13 protein-coding genes are annotated in these 20,849 nt (G+C 47.0%); 7 read left to right on the top strand and 6 right to left on the bottom strand.

What is annotated here, in order from left to right:
- Positions 1–514: 514 nt before the first annotated feature.
- The 5 genes from QUA77_RS18855 to QUA77_RS18835 form a co-directional block, all read right to left on the bottom strand.
- Positions 515–1,603, bottom strand: coding sequence for an SPFH domain-containing protein (locus QUA77_RS18855; protein WP_333451766.1), 1,089 nt, complete (start codon positions 1,601–1,603; stop codon positions 515–517).
- A 122-nt stretch (positions 1,604–1,725) separates the two neighbouring features.
- Entirely contained in the window at positions 1,726–2,496 is a 771-nt protein-coding gene (locus QUA77_RS18850; protein ID WP_333451765.1) for a Uma2 family endonuclease, read from the bottom strand.
- A 68-nt stretch (positions 2,497–2,564) separates the two neighbouring features.
- Positions 2,565–2,975, bottom strand: a complete 411-nt coding sequence (locus tag QUA77_RS18845) for a type II toxin-antitoxin system VapC family toxin (protein WP_333451763.1) — start codon at positions 2,973–2,975, stop codon at positions 2,565–2,567.
- On the bottom strand, positions 2,972–3,265 hold the full coding sequence (locus QUA77_RS18840) for a hypothetical protein (RefSeq protein ID WP_333451761.1): 294 nt from the start codon (positions 3,263–3,265) through the stop codon (positions 2,972–2,974). The genes QUA77_RS18845 and QUA77_RS18840 overlap by 4 nt, the downstream gene beginning before the upstream one ends.
- 139 nt (positions 3,266–3,404) lie before the next feature.
- Positions 3,405–3,536, bottom strand: a complete 132-nt coding sequence (locus tag QUA77_RS18835) for a hypothetical protein (RefSeq protein WP_333451759.1) — start codon at positions 3,534–3,536, stop codon at positions 3,405–3,407.
- A gap of 55 nt (positions 3,537–3,591) precedes the next feature.
- On the opposite strand from QUA77_RS18835, the gene dnaK reads away from it, so the two are divergent.
- The 6 genes from dnaK (at position 3,592) to QUA77_RS18805 (ending at position 10,820) form a co-directional block, all read left to right on the top strand.
- Complete coding sequence (gene dnaK / locus QUA77_RS18830) at positions 3,592–5,712, top strand: molecular chaperone DnaK (RefSeq protein WP_333451757.1); 2,121 nt, start codon at positions 3,592–3,594, stop codon at positions 5,710–5,712.
- A 131-nt stretch (positions 5,713–5,843) separates the two neighbouring features.
- Entirely contained in the window at positions 5,844–7,013 is a 1,170-nt protein-coding gene (locus tag QUA77_RS18825; RefSeq protein ID WP_333451755.1) for a J domain-containing protein, read from the top strand.
- Positions 7,014–7,299: 286 nt separating this feature from the next.
- On the top strand, positions 7,300–9,735 hold the full coding sequence (locus QUA77_RS18820) for a dynamin-like GTPase family protein (RefSeq protein WP_333451753.1): 2,436 nt from the start codon (positions 7,300–7,302) through the stop codon (positions 9,733–9,735).
- 85 nt (positions 9,736–9,820) lie between these two features.
- Entirely contained in the window at positions 9,821–10,009 is a 189-nt protein-coding gene (locus tag QUA77_RS18815; RefSeq protein WP_333451751.1) for a hypothetical protein, read from the top strand.
- Positions 10,010–10,089: 80 nt separating this feature from the next.
- Complete coding sequence (locus QUA77_RS18810) at positions 10,090–10,524, top strand: KGK domain-containing protein (protein WP_333451750.1); 435 nt, start codon at positions 10,090–10,092, stop codon at positions 10,522–10,524.
- A gap of 50 nt (positions 10,525–10,574) precedes the next feature.
- Positions 10,575–10,820, top strand: coding sequence for an HNH endonuclease (locus QUA77_RS18805; protein WP_333451748.1), 246 nt, complete (start codon positions 10,575–10,577; stop codon positions 10,818–10,820).
- Positions 10,821–10,871: 51 nt separating this feature from the next.
- Here the strand turns inward: QUA77_RS18805 and QUA77_RS18800 are convergent, their stop codons facing one another.
- A complete protein-coding gene (locus QUA77_RS18800; protein WP_333451746.1) occupies positions 10,872–14,684 on the bottom strand; it encodes a glycoside hydrolase family 2 TIM barrel-domain containing protein in 3,813 nt (1,270 codons plus the stop codon).
- 229 nt (positions 14,685–14,913) lie between these two features.
- Between QUA77_RS18800 and QUA77_RS18795 the strand changes: the two genes are divergently transcribed.
- Entirely contained in the window at positions 14,914–20,421 is a 5,508-nt protein-coding gene (locus tag QUA77_RS18795; protein WP_333451744.1) for a PAS domain S-box protein, read from the top strand.
- Positions 20,422–20,849: the final 428 nt, after the last annotated feature.

Below are 20,849 nucleotides of genomic sequence, written 5' to 3'. Positions count from 1 at the left end.
ATTGTTCGTAATTCATATTATTCAGCTAATTTTTTCTTTTATTTTACTAGAGCGCTCGCACTTTCGCAAGAGGTCTACTGCATCCATTAAGTCGAATAGGGCATCCCTTGCGTTTCCTAATATCTGATATGTCTGCTTGCGAAATTTCTCAAGTTTCTCCAAACTGATCATGATGAAGCCGATGAGTTTATCAATTATCAGCTTCCATCATTTAGTGGTCAGTCAGCTATGGCTGGCCATTTTTCTTGCTTGACTTATGAATCAATACGCTTGGGTAAAGACAGTGCAGTCGGCTTTCACGATCTGAAAAATAGACACTGCGATTACTTCGTTCGGGAACTCGCAATGACAAAACAACCTTAAATGAACTGTATTAGACTATGGATGACTGTTTTTAGTCTAAACTCCAAATTTAAGATGCGTTTACCCTGAATTGGTGATGTAATTGATAATTGGTAATCGGGAAAGCATACCAATTACCAATTACCAATTAACTAAATATGCAAACAAAAATTTAGGCTGCTGCTGGCGGGGGAGGCGGCGGTACTGTTGCCAACAAAGATGCTAATTCCGGCACTTGCGATGCTAACTTCCAGCCGTCAAAACCCGCACGCCACACCATTACCTGATGTGTCAAACCATTTTGCAGAAGTTGATGCAATTCAAAAGGGCCTGATTGTTGACCGTTGTGGGCAATATACCACTGAGTTTGTATTGGCGGGGGAGGTGGCGGTGGAGTCTGCGATGCTGGTGGCTGCATCATATTTGTCATGTGCTGACCTAGTGCCATCCCCATGCCCAATTCTAATGCTTGATTGCCGCCGCTGGGGTTATTTGCTGATGCTTCTACGGCTTTAGCAGCTTGATATTGGGTATATTGCTGCATATTTCCCAGAAGCCCGATCGAGGCTCGTTTGTCGAGTGCTTCTTCAACTTCTGGAGGCATCGAGATATTTTCAATTAATATCTGAGTTAACTCTAACCCGAACTGCTGGATACTTGGCTCTATGGCAACTCGTACCTGTTCGCCCATGTGGGTGTAGTTTGCTGCAAAGTCCAGCAGGGGAACGCGGGAATTGCCAACCCAATTGGCAAAGGCGCTGACTATTGTATTGCGGAGTTGATCGGTGATTTCATCTACTTGAAATAGTCCGTCAGTGCTGATTAGTTGTTTTAAGAGTTGTTCTGGATGGGAAACTTTAATGTTGTATGTGCCAAAAGCCCGCATTCTCACTGGGCCGAGTTCTGGATCGCGGATAATTACAGGGTTAGAGGTTCCCCATCTCAGGTTGGTAAATATTTTGGTGTTAAAAAAGTAGACTTCTGCTTTAAAGGGAGAGTTGAAACCGTAGGGCCAACCTTTTAAGGTGCTAAGAACGGGTAAATTGCGGGTGTACAGTTCGTGCATTCCCGGAGCGAATACATCGGCAACTTGACCTTCGCTGACAAAGACTGCTATTTGTCCTGGCCGTACAGTTAGTTTAGCACCTTGTTTAATTTCGTTTTGGTGACGCTCAAATCGATAGGCAATGGTGTCGCTGGTATTGTCCAACCATTCGATGATATCGACAAATTCGCCGCGAATCTTGTCAAAGAGTCCCATAGATTTATTTGGGGTTGTTGTTTGATATTAGCTTCAATAGGAGCGATCGATATTCCCGATCGCCATTGTAAAGTTTTTACGTGCGATCGCTGGGGAGGGGCGCGATCGCCCTTGCAGACAATTCACAATTGCGGTTCAATTCCAGCCGATCGCAACTGAGCGCGCAATTGCTCTAATTGGTCTTCGGCGCGATCGGCTCTTTGCCGCTCTTGTTCTGCTGTTTCAGATCCAGATAACAACAGATTCCCTTCACTATCCCACCAGCGCAACCAAGGTAATTCCACATTTTGATACATTCCTTGCCAAATTCCCAATTCCACTCCTAACGGTGCGATCGGATAATGACCGCGCTCGTTTGCAGCAACTAATTGATACCTATCTTCGATCAGGTGATAGACTTCAACGCTAGCCTTAGTTACTTCATAAATTCCGTAAAATGCCGGATGGATGACATTTTCATAAATCCAGAATTTACCCGGCTTAGTTTCCTGTTGACCCGATCGCAATAAAGGCGTTCTGTCCCGTTCTTCTGCCCCATTGCCCGATACAAATTCTAACACAATTAACGGTGATACAAACTCTTGCCACATCACATAAGAACGGCGCAATAGACCGTCAATTGTTGGCGGGACATTAGGTACATAAAACCAGTCCGGTGCTTCCGCACCCCGTTCTAGCGGCTCAGTTAATCGCCAGTAAATGCCGCAGTCTTGACCGATGCAATAGTTACCGTCAGCGTGGATTCTTTGCAAAAAGGGAGTAATTGAATCGGTTAATAGAATGCTTTGGGGATGTTCTTGAAAGTTTTTCACAAAAGTGCCGTCGGATTCTGGTAATTGAGTGTGATCCGGCCAGCCTGCGGGATTGTTTTCGACATCGAGGGTGAATTTCATAATTTTATTTTGATTGCAGGCATTGTTGGAGCGAGATTGTGATTGTAGGCGAACCCGATACATCTAACTCATGCCTCTATCTCCCAATCTTCCAGACGCAAACCCTCAACAGGGCTGAACTCGCGGGTATTGTGAGTTACAAGAATTAGGTTGTTGGCAAGAGGAATAGAGGAAATCAAAAGGTCATTAGGGCCAATGGGTGTTCCAGATGCAGCTAATTGAGCGCGAATTTGACCGTAAATTAGGGCAGACTGGTCATCAAAAGGAAAACTTACAAACTCATTGAAAAAACGTTTTAGTCTAGCTAGATTGCTATCTTGACGAGAACTTTTAAAAGCACCCCAGTAAAGTTCGGCTTTAACTACAGAGCATCTTGCTACATCACCTGACCGCATCATTGCTAGTCGGCGAGATACCGATGAGTTGCGGTCGGGATTTAACAAACGGATGCAAGTATTGGTGTCTAAAAGATAAATCACAGCAATTCTTCCCGGATTTCATATTCCAACTGCTCAGGACGAACAAGCGGTTCTCCCTCCCAGCTTCCTATTACTGTCTCAAAAAAACCGGGCGACCAGCCTAAATCTTCGGGTGTTTTAGCCTCAGTTGCAATTGCTATAGGCTGGAAAATTACAATAACTTCCAAATCTGTATCTTTGATACCACCGGGGATTTGCAAATGCAACATCCCGTCGGAACCAACGCGCGATCGCACTTTAATACTTTGCATAATTAACCCGCTAAATTTGCTTTCTAAGCTGTTCATCATTTAAATTTTAGAGGCTATCTAAGGCAGTAAAGGGTTTCAGCCTCTGAAACACCCAGTTTAAATGCTAAACAGCTTATTCTAGTTTAAACAGCATAGGTTGGGCCAGTAAAACGAACCCAACAAATAATGCCGATCCGGGTTAACGCAAATTCCAGCTACACGCGCCTGCAACCCGCCGCGCGCACCCAGCCAACCCCAGCAACCTGAAGCGCAGGTGAGGCAATCCCCCTGCAGCCCCCGCTTCTCGACGCGGTACAATAAATGCAATCATACTTAACGCTTATATTGAAAAGGCTACACACAACGCCACAGGAGACAACTGACGCATGGGTAAAGTAGTTGGCATTGACCTCGGAACAACAAACTCAGTAGTAGCCGTCATGGAAGGCGGCAAACCGGTTGTGATTGCCAATGCAGAAGGGATGCGGACAACTCCCTCGGTAGTCGCTTTCACAAAGGAAGGAGAACGCCTTGTCGGACAGATGGCCAGACGCCAGACTGTTCTCAACCCGCAAAACACCTTTTACGCCGTCAAGCGGTACATCGGACGCAAATATACCGAACTGACTCCAGAATCAAAGCGCGTCCCTTACACAACTCGCCGCGACGAGAACGGGAACATCAAAATCAAGTGTCCCCGCCTGAAAAAAGATTTTGCCCCAGAGGAAATTTCGGCGATGGTTTTGCGGAAACTGGCCGATGAAGCCAGCCGCTATCTGGGACAAGAGGTGACGGGGGCTGTAATTACTGTTCCCGCTTATTTCAATGACTCGCAGCGACAGGCGACGCGGGATGCTGGACGAATTGCCGGACTTGATGTCAAACGGATTTTAAATGAGCCGACAGCGGCTTCTTTGGCTTACGGTTTGGACAGGCGAGAAAGTCAAACTATTTTAGTGTTTGATTTGGGCGGCGGTACTTTTGATGTGTCGATTTTAGACGTGGGAGACGGAGTATTTGAAGTCAAAGCAACTAGCGGTGATACTCAATTAGGCGGTAATGATTTTGACTCCAAAATTGTGGATTGGTTGGCAGAACAATTCTTAGAAAAAGAAGGAATTGATTTGCGACGCAACCGGCAAGCTTTGCAGCGCTTGATCGAAGCGGCAGAAAAAGCCAAGATTGAGCTGTCGGGAGTCGGTGTCACTGAGATTAATTTGCCGTTTATCGATGCGAACGAAGACGGGCCTTTGCATCTGGAAACGCGACTAACTCGCGGTCAATTTGAGGGGCTGTGCACAGATTTGGTGCAGCGGCTGCGGCGTCCGGTGAAACAAGCTTTGGCTGATGCAAGTTTGAGTCCTTCTCGCATTGATGAAGTTGTGCTAGTCGGCGGTTCGACTCGCATTCCTTTGGTACAGGAAGTTGTTCGCAACTTGATTGATAAAGAGCCGAATCAAAATGTGAATCCCGATGAAGTTGTGGCGGTGGGAGCGGCAATTCAGGCGGGGATTTTGGGAGGCGAGGTCCGCGATGTGCTGCTGTTAGATGTAACGCCGCTGTCGCTGGGTTTGGAAACTATCGGCGGTGTGATGAAAAAACTGATTCCTCGGAATACTACTATTCCCGTCAGGCGATCAGACATTTTTTCCACTGCTGAAAACAACCAAACTGTGGTAGAAATTCACGTAATCCAAGGGGAACGGGAATTAGGCCGAGATAATAAGTCTTTGGGACGGTTTAAACTAACTGGAATTCCGCCAGCGCCGCGAGGGATTCCGCAGGTGCAAGTAGCTTTTGATATTGATGCTAACGGGATGCTGTTGGTGACTGCTTTGGACAAAACTACCGGCAGGGAACAAAGCATTACTGTGCAAGGTGCTTCGACGCTGACTCAACAAGAAGTGAATCAAATGATTCGCGATGCGGAACAGTTTGCTCAAGCTGATAAGTTGCAGCGGGAAAGGGTAGAAAAACGCAATCGCGCTGAAGCTTTAGCTTATCAAGCGGAGCGGCAGTTGCGAGAGGTAGCGCTCGATCGCGGAATGCAGTTTGCTCAAAGAAGTCGCCAGCGAATTGAAACTTTAATTCGGGAATTGCGAGACAGTTTGGAACGCAATGATGAGCGGGGAGTTGACCAAGTTGGTTCGGATTTGCAGGATGCTCTTTACGATTTGAGCCGAGAAGTTTCCGCGTTTGCGATGGATGACGATGATGACGATTTCTTTGAGTCTGTGAAGCGGACTTTTACGGGCGACGGTACGAAGCGGCGCAGCGATGACAGCAGCTATTATACCAATGCTAAGCCGTACAGGCGATCGACTGTCGATCCAATTCCCGATCGCCCATATGATCGCAGCGGCGATCGTATGGGCGATCGTATGGGTGATCGTATGGGCGATCGTATGGGCGATCGTATGGGCGATCGTAGAAGCAGTGCTAATCGCCCCACTCGCCCTTATCAAAATCAAAGCGACGATTGGGATGATGACGACGATTGGCTCTAATTAGTGGTTAGTCATTAGTCCCTAGTCATTAGTCCCTAGTTTGAAGCAGGGAAGCAGCATGACTAATGACTAATGACTAATAATTAATAACTAATGACTAATGACTAATAACTAATAACTAATGACTAACTATGCAGAATTTTCGCAATTACTATCTAATTTTGGGAGTACCCAAAGATGCCACGGCTGATGAGATTAAGAAAGCCTATCGACGGCTAGCCAGACAGTTGCACCCTGACGTAAATCCGGGGGATAAATCGGCTGAAGATAGGTTTAAGGATATTAATGAAGCTTACGATATTCTTTCCGATATTGACAAGCGAGCTCAATACGATCAGTTTAGTAAGTTCTGGAAACAAAAGGGATTTCAAGGCAAGCCAGGGGTGCGACTTCCCAATTTCAAAACTTGGGGAAATGGTAAAGCTACCCGCAAAAAACCGGCCGAAGATGTCGATTTTAGCGATTACTCTGATTTTAATAAATTTCTCGATCAAGTGCTCGGAAGGCGCCGGGAAGTGAGGATGGCGACAGCGAATGATGCACCGCGAGTAGACTCCTATGAACCGTGGAGTACGGCTTCTAAGAAAACGAGTTATGTAGCTAATTCTAGGGAAGATAGAAGGGATGTGGACGATCGCGAAATGCGACGAGAAACAGTCGATCGCGAAATGCGACGGGAAACAGTCGATCGAGAAATGCGACGAGAAACAGTCGATCGCGAAATCAGAAGGGATATAGCCGATCGCGAAATGCGACGGGAAATTAGGGAAACAGTCGATCGCGAAACGAGAAGAGACATTGAGGCCAGGCTAACTCTGCCTTTGGAAAGGGCTTATTCGGGCGGTACTGAGCGAATTCGTCTGGAAGATGGGCGAGCGATCGAGGTAAATCTGCCTCCTGCTATGGTATCAGGCCAGCGGATTCGCTTGCGAAATCAAGGTATTGGCGGGGGAGATTTATATTTGAAAATCACGGTTTCTCCCCATCAATTTTTTCGATTGGAAATGTCGGATGTTTGCTGCGAATTGCCACTGACTCCCAGCGAAGCGGTGTTAGGCGGAGATATTGAAGTACCGACGCTGGACGGCTTGGTAAAGATGAAATTGCCACCGGGAGTAACGTCTGGAAAGCGGTTGCGGCTGGCTAACAAGGGCTATCCGACGGGAAATGGTGATCGGGGCGATCAATTGGTAGAAATTCAGGTGTTAATTCCCAAAGAAATTAGTCAAGAGGAACGGGAATTATACGAAAAGTTGCGGCAGGTTGAGTCTTTTAAACCGCGTCAGGATTTATCGGTTTAATGTAGAGTAAGCAAGGCGCCAGTTTAATTTTGTAGGGGCGCAATAATGCGCGCCTTACTGCTAATTGTGTACGAAAAATTAGGAGATGCTTGGCTAAATTTTACTGACATATCACATTTAGCCACTTGGCTGTAAATAGATGATATCAAATCCGTGGGTATACCAATTATTCCTCTTATTCCTCAATCCTGAATCGCATAAGTAAAATTACTGTTGTGATTATTCCTGAACTAGCAGAGAATTAACAATAAGGTAATTTTCCCACAATCAGGAGCAGTCGGCAGCGATGACTCAAATGCCCCCTCAATGCAACAATCTGCAAGAACAAGTTGACTCTTTACTGCAACTGCTGCGTCAGGAATCTTCTTTGCGACAACAAGATATCACGGCGGTACAAGCTTCTCTGAAAAAGGCAATTTCTCCTGAGTTTGAAATTGTGTTTGCTGGCGCTTTCAGTGCGGGAAAATCGATGCTGATTAATGCTTTGCTGGAGCGGGAATTGCTCTACAGTGCAGAGGGACACGCGACAGGTACGGAATGTTATATCGCCTTTGCTGAGCCGGAACAAGAGCGCGTTGTTCTAACTTTTTTGAGCGAGTTTGAGATTAGCCAGCAAGCTTCTGTGCTTTGCCATCAGTTAGGTTTAACGACTGAACTTAATATTAATCAAACAGATGTAGTGTCGCTGTTGTCTCAGGGATGTAACATAATTATTGAAACGGAAGGCGGCGAAAATAAATCCGAGGTAGCCAAAAAAGCTAAGGCTTTGATGCTGCTGTTAGAAGGTTTTGAGGCAAATCGCGATCGCATCCAAACTCTCGAAAACGCTACCTATTCGATGGAACAGTTTAACTTTTCTAATCTCAAGGAAGCTGCTAGTTATGCCCGTCGTGGTAGCAACAGTGCTGTACTCAAGCGAGTTGAATATTACTGTTATCATCCTTTGCTACAAGATGGCAATATTATTATCGATACGCCGGGAATTGATGCGCCGGTGCAGCGGGATGCAGAATTGACTTATGATAAGATTGAAAGCCCGGATACTTCGGCAGTTGTCTGCGTTTTGAAAGCAGCTTCGTCTGGGGAAATGACGACGGAGGAAACCGAGTTGATGGAAAAGACACGGGGAAATCCGGGAATTCGCGATCGACTGTTTTACATTTTCAACCGCATCGACGAAACTTGGTACAACACGCAACTGCGACAGCGCTTAGAAAATCTGATTAATTCCGACTTTCGCGATACTGCGAGAGTTTATAAAACTAGCGGATTGTTGGGATTTTACGGGAGTTTGATTCGAGGGACAACAGGGCGCGATCGCTTTGGTTTAAATACAATCTTTGCCAGCAGTCAAGGGCGAGTTTCTGGAGATGATAAATTAGATTCAGAGTTTCTCGGTAATAGTGAAGAAACACCGCAATTTGTCAGCGAGTTTAACCGATACTGTGCGAATTCCGGCAAGCTATCTCCGAGCAAATTTCGCATTTCAGTGAACAGCTACGAAACACCAAATGAAAATTACGTGCGGATTCTTGCAGAACAAGGACAACCATTAATTGCTCAATTAATTCAAGATAGCGGTATCGAAGATTTTCGCACAGCCATCACCCGTTACCTCACCGAAGAAAAACGCCCGCAACTGTTCAAAAATCTCGCTGACGATTTAGAAGATTTGTGCATTCAACTGCGGAAACATTACCAAACAATTCAGCGGAACTTGGACAGCCAGCCCCGGGAAATTGAAGCCATGAAAGCACAGGAACTTTTGCGGCTAAATCAAGAATTGCAGCAAGTCGGACAGGATTTTAGGGAACATATCGCCGAAGAAGTCAATGAAATGATTATGAACAGATGCGATATTTTCGATACAGACTTTCGGCAACTGCAATCTCGGATGATCCGGCGCTTGGATGAATTGTTAGACGGATTTTCTGTTGAGGCAGCTTACGGACGCACTTTGCGGAATCATCCCCGCAATGCGACAGCACCTTTAATTGCTGTTTTAGTAGAGGCACTTTACTATTTAGCCAATCAGTTGGAAGATATTTTAGTAGAGGCTACTAAGTCACTGGTTGATAATTATTTCCAGTATTTGAAAGATAGCGTTCGCAAGTCAGAATACTATCGATTACTTTATCGGTTGTTGGGGAACGACGGGGGAATTGAACAGCAGTTAGAGGAGTTATCAAAGCGGGTTTCTGATGCTTTGGTAAATGCGGCGGGCGTTGAGTGCGATCGCTACGTGCGAGAAAGTCCCCGTTTTTACGACGAAGGCACATTTTCGATTTATCAATTCCGGGAAACATTGCAGCAAACTTCTCAAGGTTTCGACTGCGAAAACATGGTGGACGCCCAACCGGCAATTCGGCAATTATTGCGGCTGGATTTTGAGCCGAAAGTATCTAGAACTATTCGGCAAACTTTCCGCCAAACTGTCAACCAAACGCTGAAAGAGCATTTGTTGCCGCTGGCCCAAAAGCAAGCTGATGATATTTTGCAGAAATACAGTCAAGCCCGCGATTATTTGGAGCAAACTTTGGCACAGGAAGCGGAGGAAAAGATTGCTGGGAATCTGCGGCGGCAAGCCGAGAATGAGCAGAAGATTCAAGAGTACGAGCGGGCGGTTTCTGGGATTAATCGTTGTTTGCAGGCGATGAAGTTGCACGAGCATTTGTTGCCTGTAATTGGACAAAATGATAGCGTTTCGGTGGATGGTGAATGATTGAAAGGTGGGCGAATTCTATTCGCCCGGTCTCTTTATTGTGTGTATAATGCTATAATAGCCAACAAAGAGCGACTTTAATCCTATGAACATTCGCGAAAAAGTTTTAACAATAATCGAACAACTTCCAGAGGCTAAGTTAGAAACACTTCTGAACCTAGCCCTATTCTTTAAAAGTGGAAAAGAACCTATTCAGCCGATGCTTGTATCCCAAGCTTATCAAGATTGGCTGAGTGCGGAAAATGACATTTTTGACGAAATATTTGCCGACTGAGCCATCAAACATCCGCGTTCATTCGCGTTCATCTGCGGTTAAAACTCATCGCTAAAAAACCTATTAGGTGAGAGATCAATATGGAAGATAAATTTGATTTTCACAACTGCGGTAATGAGGATGCTTTATCTTTCGGTAACGCAATGCTTAAAGTTGAAAAACTCAAGGAAACAGTAAATGGAGTTTTGCCTGAATATGGGTTAGGAGAGAAACTAACTCACTTGTTGAATCAACAAAAACTCTACATTTATGTAGGTTCAAATACTGACGAACAACCTAATGCTTATGAGAACTGGTTTGGTGAAGGTATAGATTGTGAAATTCTCAGAGTGGGTGCTAATGGCTGGAAGAAAGGAAAGATGAAGCTTAAACTCAATGTCACTATAGAGTTTTGTCCAGACGAACCAGAAGTTGAAGAAACACCAGAAAACAACGAGTCAGAAACTAGCAAACCCGAATCCCCCCTCGATGATTTGCGTCGCCAACTTCTCAATCAAGAAAACTTACCCAGCTAATCCATCAAACATCCGCGTTAATTCGCGTTCATCTGCGGTTAAAAATCATCATGTCTAAAACCCCTAGAATCCCCATTCCCCCAGAAGTCAGAAAATACGTATTTACTCGCAATAAATACCAATGCCAAAGCTGCGGCCACACCAAACTAGAAACCCAACTGACGATCGATCATATCATCCCCCTAGCGCGCGGCGGCAGCAACGACATCAGCAACTTGCAAACCCTCTGCGGCACCTGCAACCAAAAGAAAACAGACAAACTAGACCCCCGCTTCCGCCGTAACTTTGACCTGTAATATCCTCCATAACATCCGCGTTAATCCGCGTTAATCTGCGGTTAAAAACTTCTACCATCTATAATACCGATAAGGATCGTCCCCATTCTCAAAATCCGTTCTGTAATCCCAGTGATAAAACTCCCGACTCGAACCGTTAAACACAGAACCATCCGCCTTAAAACTCGCCCCTAAATTAGCCAAAATCTGAGCATTTGCCCTGGTTTGCCGCCAGCGAGTAAAACGCAAATAAGTCTTAGTATCAGCATCCAAACTGTCCGGTTCAATCTGAGAGAAAATCGCCACACCCTTGCCCACTTGTACCCGACTTAACAACCCGTCAGCACCGATTTCTCCCCCAGACTTAATCAACCAAGTATCATAAAAAGAGCGCGATCGCAAATCTGAGGCACTAACCCCCTTCACCTCATCCCAACTCGGAACCGCCAGCGAACCCCCAAAATCCTGCGCTTGCTGCAAACCCACGCCCAAACCCGCAGCAGGCACTTGACGCGGCAAGAAAAACGCCTTTCCGCCAGCATTCAAATAACCGCGCAAATCTGCATCTTTCAGATTCGCTTCTCTCCCCACAATGACCAAACCAACATCATTAGAAAGCGAACTAGCGCGCTGATAAATTACCCCCAAACTGTCCAACTTTTGGGCATCTTCATCTCCCCCAATTAAAACCACTTGATCCGGCTTTCCAAGTACCGGAGAATTCATCCCGTAACTCACAATTTGTTGCACTAACTGCGCCGCCCCAGCATCTACAGAATAATGGTCTTCCAAATCCAATTCGTTTAAAATTAGCCGCCCTTTTCCGTAATCCAATTCCATCAGCGGCGAATAAGCTAAATCAAACTCAGATTCCAAAATGGGACGCCAACCGCTGCGGTGCGGCTTCTCAATTGAAGCGCTGCTGACACCGCCGCGATTTCCCCAACGCCAGCCGTACCAAGGTTTATTTGCCGGACTCAAATTAGGGCCAGTTTGGATCGTATCTGGATAAGCTTCAAGCAGCGTGCTTTCCCCCACCCAATCCCGCAAATCTTCACTGTCTAAACCGTTAATTGCCGGATGTTTGCTGTCAACTGGATAAGCGCGGCGGCTGACGTGGGCAGCAACCCGGAAACCCGTATTTTCCAGCCATTCCCTGCGCTGAGGAAACACAATTACTTGGCCGCCGTTCCTCACAAAACTTTCTACACTTCCCGGCAAATTTTCCCCGCTTGAAAACGCTTCCCTACCGATAATTAATAGCGATGAAACTTGCGAACCATTCCACGGTACAAGCTGATAACCTAATTGTTTTAACATTGCCGATGTTTTGCCGACTGGATCGAAAATTGTCACCGAATCTTTGATGTTGGATTGTTTGGGAAAAACGCGGAAATCAAATGTATCAGAATGCGAGCGATCGCCCACCCGTGCAGTCAAGCGTATTTCGCCGTCAGCCTTGCTAGAAATGGTATTTGGCAATTTTACGTCTATTGGGAAAAACAGCGTCTCTGCCGCCTCAATCATCCCTTTTCCCTCGCCTTTTTTTACTTCTTTTCCCTTCACCAAAACTCGCCAATTAAACGTAAATTCTTGCGGCGTTCGCCTATCGTTAATTAACACTACTTGCTTGGCCACTTTTCCGCCCACAAACAAATTGTGATCTTTGGCAGTAAAAACCGGGCTAGCACCAGCAATCCAAGCCAAAGTCGAGCTATTATTATTCATAATTGCCTCGCCCCCAGGATGAACAGTGTAAGCTTCGGGCTGCAAATAATTCAAAAGATTATTCGAGACTTGCTTCAAATAAACTCCCCGGCGACCCGGTTGAAAGGCCCCAATATCCACCTTTTTTCTGCCTGCTTCGGAAACTTCCCAACCATGTCCGTCATTCCAAGGAATCATCCCCCCAGACATTCCAAAAGTCCGCCAACTCCGCCAAGTATTTGTACTGAATAACTGCTGCAACTTTTGAAAAGCTGGGGCAAAATCTAATTCTTTTTTTAAATGCCAGTTTTGATACTCCTGACCCTTGACAAATTGCTCGCGAATTTTAGCTTTATAAGCGGCAGTTTCCAACTCGTAAGCCTGCTTGCCAAAATAAATGGCCGCAAACTCAGTCATCCAAGGTTCGCTGAGAATCACCTGACCAAAACCTTTGCGATTCCGCATCATTGTTGCGTGCAGAGGAGTCCCAAACTCGACTGCCATGTAGGGCTTTTCCCCGGTTTTGCTCCACTCAGAAATCCACTCTTCCCGTTCTTGCAAGGGAATCATATTTAAATAAGAATTCAGCGCATAAACATCGCCGAAGTGGGCGCCTTGGTGTACCATCACAGGTCTGGTTGGGTCTGCCGATTTAATAGTAGCTAAAGCATCATTTCCTAGGGGAGTGTTGACCCGCAAACGCTGGTTTTCCGGGGGACTGAGAGTTCCTTCTACTTTGCTTTTGCCGATGCGACGGGGATTTAGGTCGTCAGCGTTGCCGAAAAAATTAGGACTTGTCGCCCACATTAATACTGATGGATGATTGCGGTAGCGGCGCATTTCAGTCACCATTCGGTCTTTCCAGCGGTTTTTCCACAGGGGGTTCTTCCACTTGCCATTCCAAGCGATAGGACTAATGTCTAAAGCGGGAGCCATAATGGGAAAACCTTTGAGGTCTGCTCTTTCGGAAAACAACTCTCGGAAGTGCCATCTACCCCGTTCGTCGTGATTCCAAGGCCACATTTCTGTTATGTTAAACCCGGCTTTGACGTAGCCATCAATTAGGCTATCTGCAACTTCTACTGTGCCGCCTTGCCAAGTATCGGAGTGCAAGATTGGTCGCAGTCGAATTTCAGTTCCGTTTAAGAAAAATTTGCGCCCTTCTATCCAAAATTCGCGGAAGCCAAAAGGTTGGTTGTATTGTGTGTCAATGCCGCTGCCTTTTACTTCTAATTGCAGGGTGTAAAGGTTTGGTTGCCCGAGATCCCAAAGACGGGGATTTGGCCAATTCCAATGAACTTGAACGGTTTGAATTGGTTTAGCTTTAACGTTGGTAGTGGCGGTGAATTTTTGTTGTACTTTGCCTTTTTCGTCGAGCATTTGCGCGATTATTTCTACTTGACCGTTTTGGGCAACGTCTTTGAGTTCAACATCTAATTTAACTTGCTTTTTTCGGGTGGAAGTTTGGACGAATACGTCCCTAATTAGCGGGCCTGGAGGAAGGCTCAGAAGCCTTACTTCGCCGATTATTCCCCGCGATTGCAACTTTGATTTTTCTGTGTAGATTTCTGTGGGACCCATGATGACGGCTTTTTCCTTTTCATCGGATACTGCCACCACTAAAATAGATATGGTGTTTTGACCTGGTTTTGCTGCTTTGGTAATTTCAATAGTGCCGTAGGGCCAGGGGATTTGACCGCAGTTAATGCCGTTGACAAAGATGACTGCATCGGTGCTGACTCTGGCTAAGTCGAGAAAAATTCGGCGGTTTGTCCAGTCGCCGGGAAGGTCTATATTTCTCTGATACCAAGCTTTTGATAGTTGTTTACTGTTGAAGTTTTCCCAATCTTTGCCGTTGCCGCGAGTGATGATTCCGGGTACGGATTCGTTGTTTTCTTTTTGCCAATCTCCGGGCACCGAGATGGAGCCCCAATTTGGGGAGACAGGGGGGTTTTGGGGGTTGCCAACTGCGGGGACAAATTGCCAAGTTCCGTTGAGATAGATTTGCGATCGTTTGTTGTCGATCGCCCCGACGGCCAGGGTGGTAAGATTGGGGAAGCCGATCGATATCGCTGAGTTGCTGGCGAAGTTGGGATTTTGCAGCGCGTAACCGACGAATCCAAAGAGGGTGGCGGCTGCGAAAAATAATCCGATAATTTTGGCCAGCTTGTGATTCACTCGCTTATTGCTCCCAGAAATTAGATAATCTAATCTGTCCCTTGATCTATGATAGCAGTTGATTTAGCAGAAATTCCCGTGCCAATCTGTCTCTGGGAAGATGGCACAGAGCCGACAAATGTGGTTTTGTATAGAAAAAATAAATACTTAGTTTTAACTAAGTTTTAACAAGGTTGTTTCATAGACATAAGCAATAGTGCGATCGCGCCATCGCTACAGGTCAAAAAAAATGAGTCCGTTTGAGGTCTTGCCCTTACCCATTAAATCTTACAGTATTGCTACATTTAGCGCCGGCACGGCTTTACTGCTGACAACTCTGTTACTGTTTTCCTTCCAGGCAGCTCCTGCAATCTTACTTTTGGCGGCTGCAATGGTCATCGCTTGGTATGCGGGCTTAAAGTCCGCAAAACAAGAACTAGAAATAGAACGTAATATTATTTCCAAAGTAATTGACACGACGGCTTGCTTGATTGTAGTTCTAGACAGCCAAGGACGGATTGTCCGGTTTAACCAAGCTTGCGAAAAAACTACTGGCTACTCGACAGCAGAAGTAATCAATAAATATCTTTGGGATTTGTTTTTAATTCCAGAAGAAACCGAGCCAGTTAAAACTGTTTTTACAAAGCTCAAGCTCGAAAATTTTAACAGCCAATATCAAAACTATTGGCGCACTAAAAATGGGCAGAAGCGCTTAATTTCTTGGTCTAATACTGTGACCCTAGATGGCGATGGCTTGGTGGAATATGTGATAGGAACTGGTATTGATATTACCGATCGCAAAGAAGCAGAAATAGCCCTGGCTTTATCCTACACTAACCTAGAAAGCCACGTCAAACAACGCACAGCAGAACTGACAGTAGCTAAAGAAGCCCTGCAAGCTCAAGAAGAACGATTTCGCTGTTTAAGTTCCTGTTCGCCTGTCGGCATTTTTATGGCAGATTTTGAGGGGCGCTACACCTATGCCAACCCTCGCTGTCAGGCTATTTGCGGCTTAAGTTTGACAGAAATTTTAGGAGACGGTTGGGAGAATTGCATTCACCCGGAAGACAGCGATCGCGTATTGAGCCGATGGCTGGATTATACTCGGCAAGGTGGGGAATATGCGATCGAGTATCGCCTGCAAACACCACAGGGGATTGTGCGCTGGATTAACGTTTGTTCCTCGCCGATGTTTTCGGACTCCGGCGAACTCATCGGACACGTGGGCACGGTGAGAGATGTCACGGAAAGACAACAGGCGCAAACAGCTTTGGCAAGCAGCGAACAGCAACTGAGAAGGCTGCTAGAAAATACGCCAGATATCATTATCCGCGCTGACAAAGAACTGCGTTATATTTATGTCAATCAAGCAGTTGAAAGAACCCAAGGAAAACCGCTTTCATTCTTCTTGGGCAAAACCAGTCAAGCAATAGGAATGTCGCCGGAACAGTGCCAGATGTGGGAGGAAACCCTGCACAAAGTGTTAGAAACAGGTCGAGAAGAAATCATCGAATTTCAGGCTTCCTCAACCAACGGCATCCGAAGTTATCAATCGCGGGTAGTTCCAGAATTTGACCAAAATGGCGTAGCAGAATCGGCTTTAATTGTCGCCCGCGATATCACAGAAATAAAACTTGCAGAAACTCAAAGATTGCAGTTAACAATCGAGCAAACAGCGAGGGAAAAAGCGGAAATAGAACAGCAGCGCTCGGCCTTTTTAGCAGAAGTCAGCAAAATGCTGGCTGATGCGTTTGACGGGGAAACGGTGCTGCAAAAGGTAGCAGAATTAGCAATAAATTCGATCGCCGACGGGTGCTGCATTCATTTGACCGAAAGCGACTCAAAAGTGCGTCGAGTCGCTGCAGCTCACGCCGAAGCCTCTATAGTTGATAGTCTGAATAACTTGAGAATCCGAAGTTTGAGCGCTGACAATGCTGTTAACGGCTATCCCCTGGTAATCCGCAGCGGAAAATCCGAACTAATTACCGAAGTGGATGAGGAGATTTTAGCAGCAGGAGCGGAAAATGCTGCAGAAATGGAAATATTGCGATCGCTCAATATCGGATCTCACGCTTGCGTACCGCTGAAAGCCCGCGGGCGGGTAATGGGTTCCATCACTTGCTTTACCTCGAAGTTGGGCCGCCGCTACACTGCAGAAGACATGGCAATGCTAGAAGATTTAGCATACCGCGTGGCGATCGCCCTAGACAACGCCAGACTTTACACAGAAGCGCAGGAAGCACTATCTCAAACATCGCAATCCTTCGCCTTAATTGACGCGCTGTTAGAAGCATCTCCCCTAGCGATTTGCTTTCTGGATCGCGAAATGCGCTTCATCCGTATCAATCAAGTTTTAGCAGAACTCAACGGTTTGCCGATAGAACAGCATCTCGGCCAAGACTTCCGGCAATTGTTGCCAGAACATGCAGCCAAATTTGCGCCGATAATTCAGCAAGTTTTAGAAACCGGCCAGCCTGTTTTAAACTTAGAAATGAGCGGCGAACCTGATGGAAAACCCGGATATTTCGGCTACTGGCTCGCCAACTACTACCCAGTAAAAAATGAAAGGGCAGAAATAATCGGAGTCGGCCTAATTATCACAGATATTACCGCAGAAAAACAAACTGAATTAGCTTTGCGGGAAAGCGAAATGCGATTCCGCAGCGTGGTAGAATCTAACATGATCGGCATCGGTTTCTGGGATGCCAGCGGCGAAGTTACGGACGCTAACGACGCCTTGCTGGAAATGATTGGATATACAAGAGAAGACTTAGCTTCGGGACATATCCGCTGGCTCGAACTTACGGCGCCGGAATATATAGAACTCGATCGCATCGCCCTCGCGCAAGTCGAAGCATCAGGAAGTTGCGCGCCTTTTGAAAAAGAATATCTCCGCAAAGACGGCACGCGATTCCCAGTTTTAGTCGGCGGCGGAAACTTCCAAGGATGCAAAGACAAAGGAGCATTCTTCGTACTAGATATCACCGATCGCAAACAAGTCCAAAATCAGGTCCGAGAAAACGAAATACGCATTCGTCGCCAACTAGCAGAACTCGACTTAGTTTACAACACCACACCAGTCGGGCTGTGCTTTCTCGATACCAATTTGCGCTACATCCGCATCAACGAATGCCTCGCTCAGATCAACGGGCGATCGATCTCAGATCACATCGGGCGCACCGTTAGAGAAGTAATTCCCGAAATGGCCGATATGGTAGAGCGGATTTACCGCCAAGTGCTGGCGACGCAAACCCCCGTGCTTGACTTGGAAGTTAAGTCCGCAACCAAGCAACAGCCAGGAGTTGTGCGGGATTGGCAAATCAGCTTTTACCCCGTGATCGATGAATCAGGAACACTGCTGGGAGTCAGCACCGTGGTTGCCGAAATCACCGATCGCAACCAAGCAAAACGGGTAATGCAGCAAAGCGAAGCCATATTCCGGCGGCTGTTCGAGTCAAATATTTTCGGAGTCGCGATCGGCGATTTTAGCGGCCGCATCGCCTACGCCAACCAATCCCTGCTCAACATGGTCGGCTACACCCGCTCAGACTTGCTCTCCGGTCAAATACGGTGGGACAGAATGACCCCCCCCGAATACCTGCACCTTGACGCCTTAGCGGCCCAAGAACTGCGGGCTAAGGGAGTCGCAACTCCTTTCAAGAAAGAGTACATCCGCAAAGATGGCAGCCGCGTGCCGATTCTGATGGGCGGAACCACTCTGTGTGCCGACGATCGCGAACCAGAGACGATCGTCGCATTCTTCATCGACTTGACCGAGATCTCCCGCGTGGAAGCAGAACTCAAAAACAATCAAGAACGGCTGCAAATCGCTCAGCAAGCAGGCAAAATCGGAACTTTTGAATGGAACGTCCAAACCGGCGAGATCGCCTGTACACCGGAGTTAGAGGCTTTGTACGGGCTGCCTGCAGGCGGTATCGACAGCTATCAAAATTGGGCCCAAATGGTGCATCCAGACGATCGCGCTTTGACTCAACAGCAGGTAAAAGCTGCGGCGGTGTCCGGGGAAGAATTAAACATTGAGTTCCGCATCTGCCGCCCGGACAAAAGCGTGGGCTGGATTGCTTGCAGGGCGAAGGTGTTTCAGGACGATCGGGGTTTGCCTTTGCGGATGATCGGGGTGAATGTCGATATCACCGATCGCAAACAAGCAGAAGCAGCGCGATCGCACATCAATCAAACTTTAGAAGCCTTGATTCAGGCTTGTCCCCTAGCAATTACCGTTTTGGACTGCGACGACGGCACTGTGAAAATGTGGAACCCAGCAGCCGAGAGGATTTTTGGCTGGCATGAATCAGAAACGGTAGGTCAATTTGTGCCTTGCGTTCCCGCAGACAAGCGGGAGGAATTCACGGCTAATTTGAAAAGAATTCGCGAAGGAAACGCGATCGCAGGCATGGAAACCCACCGCCAAAGGAAAGACGGCAGCTTGATCGACATCAGTTTGTGGGCAACTCCAGTCCGCGACAGCAACGGCAACATCAACTGTATGTCGATCATCGCCGACATCAGCGATCGCAAGCAAGTCGAGGCCCAACGCGCTCAGTTGCTCGAACGCGAACAGGCCGCGCGGGTGGAAGCAGAAGCTATCAGTCGCCGGAAAGACGAGTTTCTAGACTCTCTTTCCCACGAATTGCGAACGCCTTTAAATGTGATTCAGGGGTGGGCACAGATCCTGCGCGCCCACCCCTACAACGAAGCTAAATTAGCTTCGGGTTTGGAAGCCATTGAGCGTCAGTCGAAGGTGCAGAGCCAGCTAGTGGAAGATTTGCTCGACGTTTCCCGGATTACTCAAGGCAAGCTGGCCCTGAAACCCGGCTGGTTCTACATGGTAAAGACGATCGAGGCGGCTCATAATTCAGTTCGTTTGGCAGCCGAGGCCAAGTCTGTCACCGTTTCGTTAGAACTTGACCCCGCAGTCAGCTTGATGTGGGGCGACGCCCAGAGGTTGCAGCAGGTAGTGTGGAATTTGCTGACTAACGCCGTGAAGTTTACGCCTTCGGGGGGAAATGTGCAACTGCGCTTATCTGCGGTAGCTGTTAGCGATTCCTCATCACCCAATTACGTGCAAATTACTGTCAGCGATACCGGAAAGGGCATTCCTGCTGATTTTCTGCCCTACGTGTTCGATCGCTTCCGACAAGCAGACGCCTCGAAAACTAAGGCTGAGGGCGGTTTGGGACTGGGATTGGCGATCGTCGATCACTTGGTACAACTCCACGGGGGCACTGTGACTGCGGAAAGTCCCGGTAAAGACCAGGGTGCGACATTTACCGTGACACTCCCTCTCAAACAGCCTCGGAGTACGCAGCCGCAGTTGAGAGGAGAAAGGAAATCCAATCCAAGGCCTCCGGGTATTTTGGCTGGTTTAAAGGTGTTGGTAGTTGACGACGAACCCGAAAACCGCGAGTTTTTGATGCTTGCGCTCCAACAGTGCGGGGCGACTGCGACGGCGGTTGCAACGGCTGCAGAGGCGATCGACATTTTACAGCAGTCGCCGCCGGATATTTTAGTCAGCGATATCGGTATGCCCGTTGAGGACGGCTACTGGCTGATCAGCAAAGTGCGATCGTCCGAATCCGACAAAATCAAGGGCTTGCCCGCCGTGGCGCTGACAGCTTATGCTAGCGAAGAAGACCGCGATCGGGCGATCGCCATTGGTTACAACGAACATTTAACAAAGCCGATCGAACCCGCTCTCTTCGCCACCGTTTTAGCCAAGTTAGCAAAAGGGCATTAGGGCGATCGGGTTCGATGAACGCACAAATAAGATCATTTCCCTTTGATTCGGATTTGTATGATGTTAAATCTTGTAAGGGCGGGTTCACCAATAATAATTGCCCCTAATCTATAATCTCATAAACCCGCCCCCGCTGGATTTTAATTAACGACATGATTGCCGAAATACACAAAGAAATTAGAAAAGTTATCACAGTTTTTGTAAGTAAAAATGAATCAAATGCTCAACAGCTAGAAACAGAACTAACAGAAGCAAATTTTGACAGGCGCGTCCAATCTTCCATAGTAGTTGCCTATATTGCAATACGGTTCATTTAAGCTCGATTCCCCCTAAGCCCCCTTTTTAAGGGGGGGACAATAACTTACTCAAAGTCCCCCTTCTTAAGGGGGATGCGAGGGTGATATCCGAGGAATAAATAGTTTTAAATG

The sequence above is a fragment of the Microcoleus sp. K5-D4 genome (assembly GCF_036704575.1).
Lineage (GTDB): Bacteria > Cyanobacteriota > Cyanobacteriia > Cyanobacteriales > Microcoleaceae > Microcoleus.
The sequence above is the reverse complement of the archived record's forward strand: the minus strand, read 5'-3'. Positions and strand labels throughout refer to the sequence as shown.

Bases quoted from the DNA above. Each gene is read 5' to 3' on its own strand.
- QUA77_RS18855 (WP_333451766.1), bottom strand. From the start codon at position 1,603: ATGGGACTCTTTGACAAGATTCGCGGCGAATTTGTCGATATCATCGAA.
- QUA77_RS18850 (WP_333451765.1), bottom strand. From the start codon at position 2,496: ATGAAATTCACCCTCGATGTCGAAAACAATCCCGCAGGCTGGCCGGAT.
- QUA77_RS18840 (WP_333451761.1), bottom strand. From the start codon at position 3,265: ATGATGAACAGCTTAGAAAGCAAATTTAGCGGGTTAATTATGCAAAGT.
- QUA77_RS18835 (WP_333451759.1), bottom strand. From the start codon at position 3,536: ATGATTGCATTTATTGTACCGCGTCGAGAAGCGGGGGCTGCAGGGGGA.
- dnaK (WP_333451757.1), top strand. From the start codon at position 3,592: ATGGGTAAAGTAGTTGGCATTGACCTCGGAACAACAAACTCAGTAGTA.
- QUA77_RS18825 (WP_333451755.1), top strand. From the start codon at position 5,844: ATGCAGAATTTTCGCAATTACTATCTAATTTTGGGAGTACCCAAAGAT.
- QUA77_RS18820 (WP_333451753.1), top strand. From the start codon at position 7,300: ATGACTCAAATGCCCCCTCAATGCAACAATCTGCAAGAACAAGTTGAC.
- QUA77_RS18815 (WP_333451751.1), top strand. From the start codon at position 9,821: ATGAACATTCGCGAAAAAGTTTTAACAATAATCGAACAACTTCCAGAG.
- QUA77_RS18810 (WP_333451750.1), top strand. From the start codon at position 10,090: ATGGAAGATAAATTTGATTTTCACAACTGCGGTAATGAGGATGCTTTA.
- QUA77_RS18805 (WP_333451748.1), top strand. From the start codon at position 10,575: ATGTCTAAAACCCCTAGAATCCCCATTCCCCCAGAAGTCAGAAAATAC.
- QUA77_RS18795 (WP_333451744.1), top strand. From the start codon at position 14,914: ATGAGTCCGTTTGAGGTCTTGCCCTTACCCATTAAATCTTACAGTATT.